Source organism: Paenibacillus massiliensis subsp. panacisoli DSM 21345, from assembly GCF_000426545.1.
GTDB lineage: Bacteria > Bacillota > Bacilli > Paenibacillales > Paenibacillaceae > Paenibacillus > Paenibacillus panacisoli.
The window spans coordinates 278,706-295,646 of the sequence record NZ_KE384534.1; the positions used below are offsets into that span (position 1 = coordinate 278,706).

Consider the following 16,941-nt stretch of genomic DNA (forward strand, 5'->3'; position numbering starts at 1 on the left):
GATAGTCCCCAGCTTATAGCATATATAGGCGAATCGTGAGTAGCCTTGACCAGATTTTGTGCAGCTTTTGTGCAGCGGGGAGGTAATCGTCGTTATCTTAGATGAAAGAGACCGCAATTCATGACAGATACCACGACCTTAGGCTCGTACTGCCATTGCATCTCCTCTCTGCGAGCCTGAAACTGTTCACGGATGGCGATCTGACGCTCTTCATCCTGTCCTTTCAGCAGATCCTCGTAATATAGATCCACGACGCTCAGCTCCTCGGCAAGCCGTTCTCTGGCCTGATCTGCCCAGGAATAGTCACGATGCTGAATCTGGCGCAGCACATGCTGCTCCAGGGCACGAGTCGCTTCCTGTATACTCAGCTTGGCTGTCTGCACATGCATGTTGCCGGCCATCTGTGGACTTAACTGCTTGCGGTTCAGCAATTTACCGAAATCCTGCTGGATCTGTCCGCTACGCAGGGAGATGCCGAGAAAATGCAGCTCCTCCCGCTTGAGATCGCAGGTGAATTCGACCTTGAAGCATGCACCAAGCCAGCTCTCATACATAACGGGAGTACGCGCATTGAGTTGTCGCTGGAGCGGAAGCTCGAAGAGATTCACATATCGCCCCCCGTCCTTGGCAGCTGCGAAGATCTGCTGCAGTCTGCGGCTGCCATAGATGACATCCTCACGCAGGATTCGATTAGGACCCAACTGTGGCATAGGGGGAAGCGCCCCCATATACCTGGATAGGAGTGAGTTGTCCTCGCCAGAATTACCGTTCATTTGGGTTGGGTTGCTGGAGCCGCCCGGGATGCCGAGCTTGCCCGAATGTTTAAATGCTTCTTTAGCCGCCAGATCCTCATCGTAGGTAGCTTTGTCAAATACGAAGGTGAATGACATCGTCTCAGCCGGAACCCCCGTCCGTTCAACATAGCCCCAATAGTAAGGGCGGTTCGTTAGGGCTTTGTCCGCTTCTGGTGACAGTTTGACCGTCACATGGCAGGGTGATTTCTCAATGATGGTGCTTCCAGTCGCCTCCAGATAGGTCATAACGAATTGCTGTACTTGCTCGGTACTCATACTCATGAATGGGCTCCTCCCTGAGTCCTTTCCTGTGTGCCCAACTCCTGACGGATGGATTCCAAGGAATGACCAAGTGTATGCACCTTACTACGAATCTCCTCATCCGATTTCGATTCCAGCATAATTTTGAATAGACTTTTCTCTATGTTCTCCTGCTGCTCATAACGCTCCAGAATAACGTCCAGGCCGCCGATGACCATCTCGAACATGTTGATCTTCTCGTGCAGCAGGTTCAAGATATGCTCCTCAATGGTGCCTTGCGTAGACAGGTTATAGATTTGGACGTCATTCTGCTGACCCAGCCGGTGCACTCTCCCGATCCGCTGCTCTACACGCATGGGATTCCATGGAAGATCGAAGTTAATCATATGATGACAAAATTGCAGATTGATGCCCTCGCCGCCGGCTTCTGTTGCAATCATCACCTGCACCTTGCCCCGGAACAGATCCATCATCCAGTCCTTACGTCCCCGGTTCATCCCGCCACGATAAGGGACAGCTGTCAGGCCACGTTCACGGAAGTAATTCAGAAGGTATTCCTGTGTGGCCCTGTACTCCGTAAAGACAATGACCTTCTCGTTCATGTTCCGTACAAGCTCCATCGTCTTCTCTGCTTTGGTATTGGCTTTAATCGCTTTGATGGCGGCGACGAGCTCCCAAATCCGATCGCGAACCGGCGAATCTGGTGCCAGCTTCTTCGCCAGATTCACCAGTGTTACGAACACGGCGTCCCGGCTACTGCATACCTCGCGCTGCAGGGTCACCATGGATAGCATGCTGCTGAGACTGCCGCCAGATGCCTCGTATTGATCCTTCACAAAGGAGGTCACACCTTCATAGAGCGCACGTTCATCCGCTGAGAGCTGAAGATTGATATTGGATACATTACGCTTGGTGAATTGGACGGGCCCCTCACCACGTCTGTTGCGGATCATGACCTTGGACAGCTCCTCCTTGAGCTGGTCCTCATTCTTCGGTACACGCTTGTCGACGACAAAGTTGGCTGCAAAATCCCCCTGACGCCCCAACTGTCCTGGCTTCAGTAGGGTGATCAGGTTAAACAGCTCTGACAGATCGTTTTGGACAGGTGTCGCCGTCAATAGCAGGCAGTACTTTTTGCGTAGCTTGGTGATGAACTGGTAATTGGTGGTCTTCTTGTTCTTCAGCTTATGGGCTTCATCAATAATGACCAGATCATAATCGGTATCGAGCAGTATATCGCGATGGGGCTCGCGCTTGGCTGTGTCGATGGAAGCCACAACCACATCGGAATACCAGGTATGGGCTTTCTTCTGGGCGACTGCAGTAATACCGAACTTACTGTTCAGCTCCCGTACCCACTGCAGGACAAGCGAGGCGGGAACGAGAATCAATATTTTGGAAGCCAGGCCGCGAAGCATATATTCCTTTAGAATCATGCCAGCTTCTATCGTTTTGCCGAGTCCTACCTCATCAGCCAGAATCGCGCGCCCGGACATATTGAACAGAACTTTGCGGGCTGTATCCAACTGATGGGGGAGCGGGGTCAGGTCCTGAAGGTGCTTCAAGCATTGCAGCTCATCGAAGCTCGGAATCAGATTTGCTTGCTCGGCCTGCATGGTAAGCCTGAACAAATCCCAGTCTCCCCAAGGTCCTCCTTTGCGAACACGCTGATCCAGCTCTTCTGCCCAGTCACGGTCGAATTGTACCGGTACCGGCAGCTGGGGGACATCCTGTGTTGTCGACGAATGATGCGGATTCACGAACCATCCCTCCCTCTGCTGTCACTTTTTCGAACTAGGCGGGCAGCTCGGGCTCTGGTCGTCGATCCCGATGGCATAGCCGCTAGTCGGTATATGAGTATATTTGTAGTATGGGCGTTAGGCAGGAGATTCATAACCTAAAGTATGTCATTCCATCAGAATGAAGCGATGAAAGAAGGGTGTACATAGTTGAATGGTGAGGATGTATACAGAGGAAAGAAAGGCATGTACACAGATGAAAGAAAAGTATGGAGTCAAATGCAAGGAAGCGATGTGCTCCAAGGAAGATGGATCGGGAGCCAGACGAAACGAATGTAACGCCAAAAGAAAAGCATTGGTTATTCGTAGCAGAGAAGTAGTGGTTGAGTGATGGATGAGCAGAAGGGAATTAGAAGGTGAGTAGGAAATAAGGAAGAGCGTGAAGAGGAATGAGCATGAATATGCAGGCGGGAGAAAAAAAGAGAATGAGTCTGAATAAGATGGGTAGCAGTCATAAGATAGAGGAAGAAGACGAAAATTCACAAAATCGAAATGATTTAATCCATATATAGTATAGTATAATATGATTCGCACACAATATATTGTGATATTACATAAGGAAACGTCTAACGATACACTTTCACAGAAGACAGGCTACGTTTAGCTGATGCTTTCTTGCGATAATCGAATGGTCAGCTCCGCTGAAAATTTATAACTTCTATTATCCTGGAAGAAGCACGCTTTAGCTGTCATATTGTCAGTTCTTATTTTAGAGATCATCTGAAATTTATACAGGAGGTTGTTATCATTGACTACCACTCACCATTCCCAGCGCCTGACCGGACTTAGCGAGAAGATCTTCCTTGATCGTTATGCATGGAAGGATGCCGATACCAATCACGCTAAGGTCGGAGATGTCGTGCTGGTCTTGACGAAGGATGATCCTAAGTTCCCGACCAAGGAGGTCGGTGAGATTGTCAGCCGCGAAGGCCGCAAGGTTATTGTGAAGACACGCACGGGACAACTGGTCGAATCCGATGTGGAGAAGCTGACCTTGAACATCGAGAAGACGCCAGAGGAAATGTGGGATCGTCTCGCTGGAGCCATGGCTTCTGTAGAGAGTACGCCAGAGCTACAGCAGGAATGGAAGACCAAGTTCCGCACCATCCTGGATGACTGGAAGCTAGTACCTGGAGGTCGAATTGCCGCAGGCGCCGGGGCCAGCGATGAGCTGACGCTGTTCAACTGTTATGTTATCCCTTCACCTAAGGATAGCCGTGGCGGTATTATGCAGACCTTGTCCGAGATGACTGAGATCATGGCCCGTGGGGGTGGTGTAGGGATTAACCTGTCTTCTCTGCGACCTCGCCGAGCAGTAGTTAAAGGTGTGAACGGCTCGTCTAGTGGAGCTGTGTCCTGGGGTGGTCTGTTCAGCTACACGACTGGATTGATTGAGCAAGGTGGAAGTCGCCGTGGTGCCCTGATGCTGATGATCAATGACTGGCATCCGGATGTGCTGGATTTCATTACCGTGAAGCAGACTATGGGACAAGTTACTAATGCCAATCTCTCAGTCTGTGTCAGCAATGGCTTCATGAAGGCCGTGAAGGAGGATCTGGACTGGGAGCTGGTGTTCCCCGATACGAACGAACCCGATTATAACGAAGTATGGGACGGCGATCTGGAGCAGTGGAAGGCCAGTGGGCGCAAGGTCATTCCATATCGCACCGTCAAGGCGCGTGAAATCTGGCATACCATCATCGAATCCGCTTGGAAGTCCGCCGAGCCAGGAGTCGTATTCATGGAATACTACAATCAGATGTCCAACAGCTGGTATTTCAATCCGATTATCTGTACTAATCCATGCGCCGAACAGGGGCTTCCAGCTTGGGGAGTTTGCAACCTCTCAGCCATCAATCTGTCCAAGTTCTATGACGAGGAGCAGCAGGATGTGGCATGGGAGGATCTGGCTACCACGACTCGCTACTCGGTACGCTTTTTGGATAACGTTATTGATAAGACACCCTATCATTTTCCGGAAAATGAACAGAACCAGAAGCTTGAGCGCCGTGTAGGACTTGGCACGATGGGATTGGCTGAGCTGATGATCAAGCTGAAGATTCGCTATGGTAGCCCGGAATCATTGGAGTTCCTGGACAAGCTGTATGGCTTCATTGCGCGTGAGGCGTATCTGGCCTCTGCTGATATTGCTGAAGAGAAGGGTTCTTTCCAGGCCTTTGATGCAGAGAAATATCTGCAAAGCGGCTTCATGAAGAATATGACGGAGATCTATCCAGAGATCCGTACTGCTGTGACGGAAAAGGGCATACGGAATGTAACGGTCATTACGCAAGCACCGACGGGCAGCACGGGCACTATGGTAGGTACGTCCACCGGAATTGAGCCTTATTTTGCATTCAAGTACTTCCGTCAGAGCCGTCTAGGCTTCGATGAGCAATTCGTCCCGATTGCACAGGAATGGCTGGATGCGCATCCGGGTGAGTCATTACCAGACTACTTCATCACCGCGATGGATCTGTCTGCGGAGGATCATATCCGCGCTCAGGCAGCCATCCAGCGCTGGGTAGATAGCTCGATCTCCAAGACAGCCAATTGCCCGGCTGACTTCACCGTAGAAGAGACCAAGAGATTGTATGAGCTGGCGTTCGATCTGGGCTGCAAAGGGGTAACCATCTACCGGGATGGAAGCCGGGATGTGCAGGTGCTGTCGACTGGCAAGAAGGACGAAGACACCAAGGATGCCCCTGCGAAGGAGACAACGGGAGCTGAGGCAGCACAGGAAGTACAGCAATTACAGCAATTACAGCAATTACAGTCTAATACTGGTGGCGGTGCAGACGCTAATGTGCTCTCTGAAGCAGCGGAAGCGAGTGAACAGAATAAAGGTATCGCTTCAACTGCGTCAACGGGCTCGGCTACCTCAGCCAACATTGGTGCGCAAGGCAAGGTCGTGGACAAGCAGTACAAGAGTCGTCCACAGGTGCTACGCGGAGCGACCTACAAGATCAATACTCCGTTCGGGATGGCATACATTACGATTAATGATCTGAACGGCATTCCTGCCGAAATCTTCCTGAATGTCGGTAAGGCGGGCTCAGACGTATTCGCCATGGCCGAGGCGCTAGGCCGAGTATGCTCCTTGTTCTTGCGTTATGGAGATCATGGACAGAAGGTAGAGCTGCTAGTGAAGCATTTGAAGGGAATTGGCGGTTCCGGCGCCATTGGCTTCGGTGTGAACCGCGTAGAGTCTATTGCCGATGCGGTAGCCAAGGCACTGGAGACGCATGTGCAAGCTAACGCTATAGATGCAACCGGACTGGAAGTGGCTCCGATTGCTGCTACGCTCGACGTAGAGACTCCGAATGGGGAGCATGCACAGTTGAAGGTGAATTCCGCGGGACAGCACGTCCATTCTGCGGATAGTCATGCCACTGATGCTGCTGGCAAACATGGTACAACGGAAAAAGGTGCCTATCCAGCAAGCCTCGCAGCGACGGCCTCCAGAGATCTATGTCCATCCTGCGGATCGGCTTCGCTTATGAATGTAGAGGGCTGCAAAACGTGTAGTAATTGCGGGTATAGCCGCTGTTCTTGAGGTGGTTTTTCAGAATAGATAATATGTTAGTTGTGATTTATCATTTTAAATGATAAATGTTTCATTTAAAATGATAATCAGCAATTGTATGTACTCTTGTTTACAATTATCAATGTATTTAATTTCTAACGCGGTAGCATCTTTTAAATATGCTACCGCGTTTCTTTATGTAATAAAGAGATACTCTAGGGAAAATTAAATTGTAAAACAATATTTTTGAATGGTTCTATTGCACATCTGATTGACCGCATTCAAACCTAGAAAAATGATATTGACAGGTATTATCCTAAGATTATGATATATTTATTATAAAATTAGGATAAAGGGGATTTTAAAATGAATATTTTTTGTATTCCTCATTCATTTTGAATCATTAGTTTAAGTATGCATTTCGTTTGTGATTCTGAATGAATCGTATTTCATACCCTGTTTTTCGGAAGGAGTCAGTTGATGGACGACCAAAGTAATCTTGATTTGCGATTATTCCGAGTGTGGATGAAGTCGACCAGAGCAGCATCCAAAAACATTGAGAAAGATATTCAAAGTAACAACATTAGCATTGAGAACTTCATTACGCTCGAATTGCTATACAGCAAGGGTCCACAGACAGTACAACAAATTAGCGAGCGGCTATCCATCCCGAGTGGAAGCATAACCTATGTGATTAATAAGTTGGAAAAGAAGGGACTTGTGGAGAGGAAACAACACCCTGAGGACAAAAGGGTATTTCATGTCATCCTCACAGAACAAGGAAAAGAGTTGTTTGACGAGATTTTTCCCAAACACGTTGCAATGATATCCCGAAGCTTTTCTTTTATTTCCGATGAGGAAAAAAAACAACTCATTGATCTGCTTAAAAGAATCGGATTCGGGATTCAGAATATGCAAGAAGAATAAATTTCAGCAAACAATACAGTACGTGGTTAATTGAATGGAAAGAAGGGGAACTTGTGAGCGAACAATTTGATGTTATGGAGTTTGGACTGAGCACGTTCCTTGAAGCTAAGCCAAGACAGGGCGGCGTAACGCATGCGGAAAGACTCCGGCAAGCCGTGGATGAAGCGGTATTAGCAGAACAAGTCGGATTAGACGTTTATGCTATTGGCGAGCATCACCGTGTTGAATATGCAAGTTCGGCACCTACAACGATTTTAGCTGCCATTGCTGCCAAAACGAATCGAATTCGTCTTTCAAGTGCAGTATCGGTCTTATCTTCCGACGATCCGGTTAGAGTATACCAAAATTTCGCAACATTGGACGGGCTCTCTAACGGACGAGCAGAGATTATGGCTGGCAGGGGATCATTTATTGAGTCCTTTCCTTTGTTTGGGTATACACTGGATGATTATAACGAGTTATTTGAGGAGAAGCTGGACTTGCTGCTCAACATTGTTTCTTCGGAAAAAGTAACCTGGAGCGGGAATCATCGTACAGCTATTCATGATTTAGGAGTCTATCCCCGTGCCGTTCAGGATCCGTTGCCAGTGTGGATTGGTACTGGAGGAAACGCGAATTCGGCCATTCGAGCAGGTCTTTTGGGATTGCCGGTGTGTTTTGCCATCATTGGGGGATCTCCAGCACGATTCGCTTCATTGGTAAATTTATATAAAGAAGCCGCCAAACAAGCAGGACATGACCTTCGTAAATTGAAGATCGCTGTACATTCGCACGGTTTCATTAAAGAGGATGCGGAAGAAGCCGCTAATTTGTATTTCCCAGCCGTCGTGGATCTTATAAATGTGATTGGACGTGAACGAGGTTTTGCGGAATACACACGCCAATCTTTTGAAGCAGCAAGAAGTTTGGAAGGCGCGTTGTATTTGGGAGATCCAGAGCACGTTGCCGAAAAAATCGTATTACTGAAGAAAAACTTAGGATTAACGCGTTTCCTGCTTCATATCGATATTAGCACCTTGCCTCATCGCGACCTGATGCAAACGATTGAATTATTCGGAACTAAAGTAGTGCCTATGGTAAAGAAAGAACTTGCGCGCATTTCGTAATACTTGACATGTATGACTTTATAGCACGAATTCAAGCCTGTCGGGACAAGAACATGATCCCATTAGAGTCGCTAATTTAGCGGCTCTTTTATTATGGCTTCAGTCAGTTGAGCGCGTGAAATGCGAGAAACAAAAAACCACCCGCTATGCGGGTGGAGGGATTGAGGGTTTGACCACCATGACCATTCCAGGTGTTACTCTTGTTACACCCACTGGCTTTGAAATGGTGACGGATGTCTTCCCAGATGATACAACTAAACTGTGTGAAAGCGTGCAAAATGGAGTTCGGCGCCACTTATATGATAAACCACAAATATTTAACCCAAATGAAATACAGGAGACAAACTTCGCATCTGGAAGACATACCTCATCACCTATAGGCAACATTGTAGTACCACCTCTAATGGAGGTTATCTTACTTCACTATAAGTATCTAGGATTTGACTATGTGGACTCTCGCTTCTCAACTCTTCAACAAATTGACATTCATTCTGGATACGGTACCCAATATTTATGGAATGAACAGGGGCGATTACATTTGAACAAGTCCCTGGCCTTCTTCAATGCGTATGAATTGATCGGTTGTCGGATGGACTTCCAATCCAATGCTATCACCAACATTAATACTCATCAGAGTTACTTGAAGATGTTTACCTGTCCATAATGCAGTACGGTAGTTATTGTTCTGTTTGGCTGCTTGATCAATATTGATTACAAGTGGTTGTTGTCCGTAATCTCTAATTTTATTTTGCTCATAGGGATTATTACCGTAATTGAACCAATTGTAATCTTGGGGATAAGATCCATGACCGGTATCATTGTAGCGGTTGGGCATTAGATTTTGCCAGTGATGTGACTGGTAATATTTGTAATTAACACTCGTACTCCTCTGCTGTTTTAAGATACCTTCATCATATGCAAGTGCCTAAATAAGGGGAGCTAAAAAGTTCAAGAATGGGCAAGAGCCTGCTGTTCAATCGTATTGATGAAACCAAATGAAAAATGTCGAGCATGAGAGAAAGCAAAAAGCATTCCTGGCATCTTGCAAAAGTGGCTAGGAATGCTTTTTTGTGAAGCTTTGATTTTAAATGCTAAAGGTGCAGTAATATTTAGAGGTGAGATGTAGTTTGATCATATGTAAACAAAATATCACAAATCCATTTAAGGATTGTGTCTAATAGAAAATAAAGGGGAAGAAGTTCCATTTCCAACATCCCTTAACCTAATATTTCATTTCTATATTCGTCGAAATACATAGTGATATAAAGATGATGCACAAGTAAAGCTACAGAATGGGAGCTTGCTTAGGGTTACGATGCTCTAGCAAAGTCAGTGTCTTCTCGATAACCTTGGAAGATCGCTTCAATGCTCAACTGGGTAGAAGAGAAAGCTATTTTGTAGCTTACAATAAGTAACTGCTTTGTTCGAGAATAATTATTAAAATTAAATAGAACTCTTGATGCATTTCTTGTATCATTATGAGGTTGTAACTGACGAACGATCAGTTAGAAAGCAAGCTCGTTGGGGAGGATGCTGAACGGTGAAAAGAATATGGTTAGTATTTGTAACACTGGTGCTCGTTATTGAATCATTAGTTACAATCCCTAGGGCAAGCGCTGCGGCACTTTCATTTACCTCAGTGTCTAGTCAGTCGGCTACCACCTTGGCATTGGATAACGAGGGATTCATCTGGGCTTGGGGGAAGAACTTGCACGGCCAGTTTGGAAATGGTATCACAACTGATTCTGAAGTTCCACTGCGAATGGAGGTGGTTGACAGTAATACGTTGGTTAGGTTTCGTGAAGTCAAGACAGGATTGAATCATAGTATGGCATTGGATACGAATGGACAGATCTGGACAACTGGCAATAACTCTGATGGCCAGCTCGGACACGGAGATTTCAACCCCTCCCTTAGTTGGGGGAAATTAGATGTGAAAGACGGAGGAGCGCAGGTCACTTTCTCCTCGATCGCTACTGGCCGTGGTGCCTCATATGCCATTGATGACGAGGGCGAGCTTTGGGGGTGGGGATTTAGAATTAGCGAAAAAATACAAGGTGCAACCTCAAGACCGGTGAAGCTAGACCTTACGGATGGTGGAAGCGCAGTTAAATTTAAATCGATCGCTGCCAATGAAGAACAGGCGGTAGGAATTGATTCTAACAATCACTTATGGCAAGTTATTCTTTCTGGAGGTCAGACGAGTAAGTTTAATTTGATCGACGGCGGGGCAATCCCCCAATTTCGAGAAGTTGCCGTTGGTGCAGGCTATGGAACAGGTGACTTCCTTGCTCTGGCGCTTGAAACTGATGGAAATATATGGATCTGGGGCAGCAACAATAACGGCCAGCAAGGAGATGGTGGAGTTGATCCTCAAACGCGTTGGTCCCCTGAAAAGTTGAATGTTTTGGACGGTGGAACTCCTGTTGTATTCTCGAAAATTTCTGGAGGAAACCACTATGCTTTGGCGCTCGATACGAATGGGAATTTGTGGGCATGGGGAAAAAACGACTTCGGACAACTAGGTAACGGAACAACCATAAATTCTGCCCCGGTCAAGGTGAAGGCAATCGAGAACGGAAGCCCTATCATATTTACCACAATTACAGCAGGCTATGAACAATCCTATGCTCTTGATACGGAAGGGCGCATTTGGGCTTGGGGGTATTCACAAGGATTGGTGCCAAACCGAATGCATCTTAACAATATTCCGACTGTAACGGTTGGTGTATCCAAGCCATCATCGAAGTACCTTGAGGGGATTACTCTAACCGCTAACGTCTCGGGCAGCCTGGGGGACCCGACAGGGATAGTTGAATTCAGAGATGATGGGAATTTGCTAGGTAGCCGAACGCTGAACGGGGGTTCGGCGACATTCGACACAAATAGTTTGTCTCCAGGTCAGCATAGTCTGTCAGTTCACTATGACGGAGATGATACCTACCTAGCGGGGGTGTCTGAAACATTAGTATACACGGTCCATGTAAGGGAGGCACCGATTCTTAAACTTATACCGTCGACGACGTCAGATACATATAGTCCGGTTACAGTAGAAGTGTATGTACAGTTAGACGGAAATGACAACGGACTTAACCGTCTAAAATGGCTTTATGGTGATCGAAAGATAACCGACTTTGCCGGAGTGGGTACTGACATTTTGGATACACAAAGGTTTGAAGCTGCGATCAGCGGTATGTATACGGTATATGCACGTGACGAAGCAGGCGGGGAAGCTATAAAAACAATTGAGCTTAACAATATCCGGAATGCTGGCGATCCCTCCGGTCTACTGGGAACTATTAATATTGCCAGACAGGCGCTCACCGATCATCCCGAAGGGACTGGGCTCAGTGAGGCATCCACTGCTACGAGAGGGCAACTTCTGATTGCTCTTGATATCGCGCAGACTATAGCGGATGATGCGGCCAATCGAACACAAGAGGAACTTGAAAGTGCCCGGTCCGATCTTGATCAGGCAATAGCAACCTTTCGTTCCAAAGTAATTGGTTTGGTACTGACAGCTCCAGGTAAGGGAGTGTATGGAACGAACAGCACGCTCAGGTTCATTTTGACCTATCGTGATTCAGTAGATGTCACTGGTATGCCGCGACTTGGTATTAAACTGGGTGGGGAGACTGTGTACGCCGTCTATACTGGTAGAATAGGCGGATCGCAAACAGCATTGCAATTTGACTACGTGGTGCCAACGGGCTTGAGCGTTCCTGAAGGTATCCAACTGCAAGAAGAGCTGTTGCTTCCCAACGGCGCTGCAATTGTTTATACCGACACTGGAGAGTCAGCACTGACGAAATTTGTCGTTCCAGATATGAGCCAGATCCGCATCATATCAATAGAGCCGTCACTCGAACTAGGTACTAGCGGGGGGAATGGCACAGCCATTCAGATTGCAGTAACCGCCATTACCGAACAAAGTGAAATGGGCAATGTGCTTACCCACCTGCGATGGCTGAAGGGTAGACGTACATCAGCAGATTTTTTGGGTGGCACAAGCGGCGCAGACCTATTAGCGATGCGTACCTTTACAGTTAAAGAGAATGGTGAATATACGATTTATGCAAAGGACACCGCTGGTAACGAAGCCGTCCATGCGATTACAATCAGCACTATTGTCAAACCGATCAACCCTTCACCCGTTAAATCAAGGGACGAACGGAAGGAAGTTGTAAAAATTCAGAACCAGTCAGCTCTGTACGAACTAAAACTCACCTCTGGTGTAGATACATTAAAGTTTAAGTGGACAGAGCAAGACTTAAATGCTTCGATCTACGAAATAGATGGCCACTCGCTTAATTCCGATACTGATGCGGCTTGGACTCTCACTCTGCCAAAGGAGACCATTTCTAAAATGAATCCGGAAAATATGCTGCACGTGAGGACTAGACTGAGTGATATTCTTATTCCCGTAGTATTACTGCGAGAGCTTGATGATCAGCCCTACAGCGAAGTCCGTGTTGTACTCAGCGGGGCTTCTTTAGCAGATCGTAACTCCCTTCAGGAGGCGGCAGCAAAACTCGGTGCTGATGTGCATGGCTGGCCTCTTCAGTTGAAAATTAGCGCCGTCATTGATGGAAATGAACGCTCCTTGCAGAATTTTGGATATCCCGTGAGTCTAATGATACCAAGATCAGCGTTAATGGAACTGGGACAGCAGTTCGTTGCAAGATATGATCAAGTTCAGAAGAGTTTATCCTTTGTTCCCTCTGCACTTAATGAGCACAATCGGAGGTGGCAAATTAAATCCGGTGGCGTCTATGCACTTCTGACGAATGACAAGAGGTTTGACGATATGCAGGGGTCTTGGGCGGAAGATGCTGTGCATCGGCTTGCTTCGCTCCTCATCGTAAACGGTGTAGATGGAAAGAACTTCGGACCTAAGACGTCTGTTACCCGTGCTGAGTTAACAGCGATGGTTGTACGTTCGCTCGGTCTGCCAAGTATAGCTACGGATCAAGCCTCCTTTGATGACGTTAATATGGACAGATGGTATGCAGGAAGCTTGACTGTGGCTCTACGTGAAGAGCTTGTGCAGGGTAATGATGACGGGAGGTTTTACCCAGATAAGCCAATTAGCCGCCAAGAAGCCGCTGTTGTCATGCTGCGTGCACTGAAATGGGCCGGTTATGCAGTCGATGAAGGTAAAGAAGATACTATCAGTAGTTTCACTGATGCGCATAATATTGCTCCGTGGGCAAGGAGCGCCCTCGCTGATGCCGTAAGTGAGGGTTTTCTACAGGGTTATCCAGAAGGCAATCTGCAGCCGGAAAGCAATATTTCCCGTGCGGAGGCCGCCGTAATGCTTGTCCAGCTTTTGGAGCATACAAAGGTATTCTAGTCTTAAGATGAATAGCTGCCAAACAAGACGTTTAAAGCGCTCTTGTTTGGTTTTTTTGTATTCCCCTTAAAAGAAGAGAAAAATGAAGATTATAATTTGATTTTGAAGAAGTCCGCCGAAGTTGCACAAGAATGGTTAAAGAAAGACATAGAAAACATTCTGATTTAATGTATAGATGAAAAATGCGCCAGCGCACAGAATCCACAGAGCTTGCATTGTTGAAGTCCACGGCAACCAAGCTACCTCCAAAATATTCTTTGTGCTATAATGGAATAAATTGAGGCTTGTTACTGATTATTCAGGCAAAACCTATATATTTGTATGCCCTGTGTTTCTATTAGGCATATACATATGTAGGTTTTTTTGCGTTCTCAGACGAGTTGGAGGGGGAGTTTCTATTGAAAAAGAAAGAACAAGGCATGCGACTATTCACCAAGGCAGTTACGTTTTCCCGTTTGATAAGTACAAGGCTCATTGTTGCATTTCTTGCGGTGCTTATTATCCCGGCCACGGTGATCGGGTATTTCTCTTACCAAAGTGCCAAGGATGAAGTCCAGCAACGAATGACAGAACCTATGAATACGATTCTGACTATGGCCGGACAACACATTGATCACATCGTAGGCGCCAAAGTGGATTTGTTGGAACTCATCAACCAAGCGTTTGACTCCACATCGGTCACTGATGACGCAGATGCGGTGCGTGAAGAGTTGGATCGCATAACGGTACAGTACCCGAGTATTTTAAACATTAGCATTGCCAATGAGGATGGACAATACATAACATCCCTTGATCCCGGGGAGACAACGCATGATCCGCGGCAGATGGACTGGTACAAACGTGGGATTGGCCTGAATGGAACAGTCTATATCTCAGGTGTCATGAAAGATGCGAATTCTGGAGCTTTATACGTGGAGATAGCAAAAGAACTGTCTGACGGCCGAGGTGTTGCCAGCATTCAACTGAATCTGGATTCACTGGTCCAAGAGATCGCGTTACTGGACGTTGGCGGCAACGGAAGCTTGATTATCGTGGATGCCAACCGAACCATTGCTGCTTGGGCGGGAGCCATCGCACAAGGCGGGGGAGGAGAGCTTGGAGGAGCGCTGATTGAGGGAATCCCCGTAGAGCGGAATATCGCTTCCAGCAAGGATGCTCCGATGGCATTTTCGCATTTCGTGAGAACTGATCTGGCATATGACTTGGAGGTCTATAATGGAGTCAACGCTCTGACAGGCTGGAATGTCATTTCACTGATGGGTCATGAAGACTTCATAGCCGCAGCGAGACCAATTATGCTTACCAGTCTAACCGTAATTTCTATTTCGGTATTCTTGGGCTTGGTGGTTATTTTATTGATTTTGAGGTCCTTTATGATCTCGATGAACAAGCTGCGAATCGCAACACGTCGTGTGCGTGAAGGAAATCTGTCCGAGCGGGTTGCGCTTAACAGTAAAGACGAATTTGGCCTGTTAGCAGAGGATTTTGACCAAATGACTATTTCATTGCAAGCTGTAGTTACAGAGCTTGATCAGACGTCAACAAGACTAGGGGATGCATCCCAACAAATTCAGGAGAGTACGGAACAGACGACATTGTCTGTCCAACATGTGGCTGAAACGATTGCGCAGGCAGCAGAGAAGGCGGCTGTCGGTGCTGAAAATTCTACTCAGACCGCGCGAGCGGTCGAGGAGATGCTCCAAGGCATTGATACGATTACAGCATCGGCCGATTCTATCGTATACGCCGCCAAAGAGACGGAGAGTGCGGTGGCTGATGGAAGTCAGACCATCACCCAAGTGCATGATCAAATGAGAGAAATACTGGACGCAGTTGAAGAAACATCCAATCTGATGAATCAATTGTCTGCTCTTTCCGCGGAAGCCCAACATATGAACGATAGTATTTCAAACATAGCGCGACAAACTAACTTATTGTCTTTGAATGCATCCATTGAAGCAGCCAGGGCAGGGGAGCATGGAAAAGGGTTCGCAGTTGTTGCAAGTGAAGTAAATGAATTATCGCTGCAGTCCAGACAAAGTGCTGAAGCGATTGGTGATACCATTGGCAAAATGCTTGGCCTGATCTCGGAATCTACCTTGCTGATGAATCACAAAGTTCGTGCCCAAGTGGGGGAAGGGATGCGCATTAGCAAAGAAGCATCGGAGTCGATTTCCAATATAGAGCAGTTCTCCAGCCGCATCGTCGGCCAAATCCAAGACATTTCGGCGATCTCAGAGCAGCTGTCCGCAAGCACCGAGCAAGTGACTACGACCGTAGCAGAAATGATGAATATCTCCAAGGTTTCGGCCGATAGTGCCTATACAACTTCGGCAGCTGCACAGGAACAGATGGCGGCGATGGAAGAGATAGCATCATCTACGATGCAACTAGCCAAAATGGCTGAAAATATGCAGAAACAAGTTAGCCGATTTACATTATAGTTCGGAGTAGGCATTACTCTATAGGATTGAACACAAGAAGGACGTGGGTAAAGAACTCACGTCTTTCTTCTATTGATTGTACGTAGATCAATTATGTACGTAATTCGATATGTACGTAATCCCAAGGATGACCAAAAGCATTTTTCTAGTTAGAACCCTTGTCCAGCGATTTGCGACATACATACACAAAAGCTGGAGGGAGATTGCATGGCACGAACTCAATCTTCTCGATCTCCAGGTGCTTTACCCACCGTTTTTTCATGTAGGGGGTGTAATGATAGGAGACGATCATACCTCCTGGCTTAAGTGCTGCAATCATTTGCTGAAGTAATTTGCCCCGCATGTCATTCGATAAATTAAATAAGGGCAATCCGCATATGATGCAGTCTAGTTGACCGATTTGTTCTTCATTCATTTTTTTGATCAAATAGCTAGCATTGGAGTGGAAGCTAAAGCCAGGAAACTGGGATTTCAGATGGTCCCGCATGTTTCTGTCACGCTCGAATAACAATACTTTTGTGGAAGGTGATACTTGTTCCCTGATGAAGCGCGTGATAGCACCTGTACCTGCGCCAAGTTCTGCCACAGTCCTGACCTCATTCCACGGAACAGACTGAACGACCCTCATTGCCAGATATCGAGAACTTGGGAGAACGCCTCCTACGCGTGTTGGATTGCTAAGGAAGCCTTTCAGGAACAGCAGGTATTCGTAAATATTCAATTAATAATCC

The 16,941-nt window shown here is 46.9% G+C and carries 8 protein-coding genes and 1 pseudogene; 5 read left to right on the plus strand and 4 right to left on the minus strand.

The genetic code is table 11. From position 1 onward, the window contains the following. Positions 1–92 precede the first annotated feature (92 nt). Both K331_RS0123775 and K331_RS0123780 read right to left on the minus strand, forming a co-directional pair. Complete coding sequence (locus tag K331_RS0123775) at positions 93–1,076, minus strand: YqhG family protein (RefSeq protein ID WP_028592194.1); 984 nt, start codon at positions 1,074–1,076, stop codon at positions 93–95. Further along, positions 1,073–2,815, minus strand: a complete 1,743-nt coding sequence (locus K331_RS0123780; RefSeq protein ID WP_018885860.1) for a DEAD/DEAH box helicase — start codon at positions 2,813–2,815, stop codon at positions 1,073–1,075. The genes K331_RS0123775 and K331_RS0123780 overlap by 4 nt, the downstream gene beginning before the upstream one ends. 787 nt (positions 2,816–3,602) lie before the next feature. Between K331_RS0123780 and K331_RS0123795 the strand changes: the two genes are divergently transcribed. From K331_RS0123795 to K331_RS0123805, 3 genes are all read left to right on the plus strand, one after another. Continuing rightward, positions 3,603–6,410, plus strand: a complete 2,808-nt coding sequence (locus K331_RS0123795; RefSeq protein WP_028592195.1) for an adenosylcobalamin-dependent ribonucleoside-diphosphate reductase — start codon at positions 3,603–3,605, stop codon at positions 6,408–6,410. 447 nt (positions 6,411–6,857) lie between these two features. Further along, complete coding sequence (locus K331_RS0123800; RefSeq protein ID WP_028592196.1) at positions 6,858–7,307, plus strand: MarR family winged helix-turn-helix transcriptional regulator; 450 nt, start codon at positions 6,858–6,860, stop codon at positions 7,305–7,307. 74 nt (positions 7,308–7,381) lie between these two features. Beyond that, on the plus strand, positions 7,382–8,413 hold the full coding sequence (locus tag K331_RS0123805; protein ID WP_036635806.1) for an LLM class flavin-dependent oxidoreductase: 1,032 nt from the start codon (positions 7,382–7,384) through the stop codon (positions 8,411–8,413). Between the two features lie 535 nt (positions 8,414–8,948). Here the strand turns inward: K331_RS0123805 and K331_RS31705 are convergent. After that, positions 8,949–9,248, minus strand: a pseudogene (locus tag K331_RS31705) (cupin domain-containing protein); the annotation flags it as partial. Between the two features lie 705 nt (positions 9,249–9,953). On the opposite strand from K331_RS31705, the gene K331_RS0123815 reads away from it, so the two are divergent. Further along, positions 9,954–13,766 carry an RCC1 domain-containing protein gene (locus K331_RS0123815; RefSeq protein WP_028592198.1) on the plus strand — a complete coding sequence of 1,271 codons (3,813 nt, stop codon included), beginning with the start codon at positions 9,954–9,956 and terminating at the stop codon, positions 13,764–13,766. A gap of 398 nt (positions 13,767–14,164) precedes the next feature. Beyond that, positions 14,165–16,210, plus strand: a complete 2,046-nt coding sequence (locus K331_RS0123820) for a methyl-accepting chemotaxis protein (protein ID WP_028592199.1) — start codon at positions 14,165–14,167, stop codon at positions 16,208–16,210. Between the two features lie 145 nt (positions 16,211–16,355). On the opposite strand, the gene K331_RS0123825 is transcribed toward K331_RS0123820, so the two are convergent. After that, positions 16,356–16,931 (minus strand): class I SAM-dependent methyltransferase, encoded by a 576-nt coding sequence (locus tag K331_RS0123825; protein ID WP_028592200.1) that lies wholly within the window; start codon positions 16,929–16,931, stop codon positions 16,356–16,358. Positions 16,932–16,941 lie beyond the last annotated feature (10 nt).

Bases quoted from the DNA above. Each gene is read 5' to 3' on its own strand.
- K331_RS0123775 (WP_028592194.1), bottom strand. From the start codon at position 1,076: ATGAGTATGAGTACCGAGCAAGTACAGCAATTCGTTATGACCTATCTG.
- K331_RS0123805 (WP_036635806.1), top strand. From the start codon at position 7,382: ATGGAGTTTGGACTGAGCACGTTCCTTGAAGCTAAGCCAAGACAGGGC.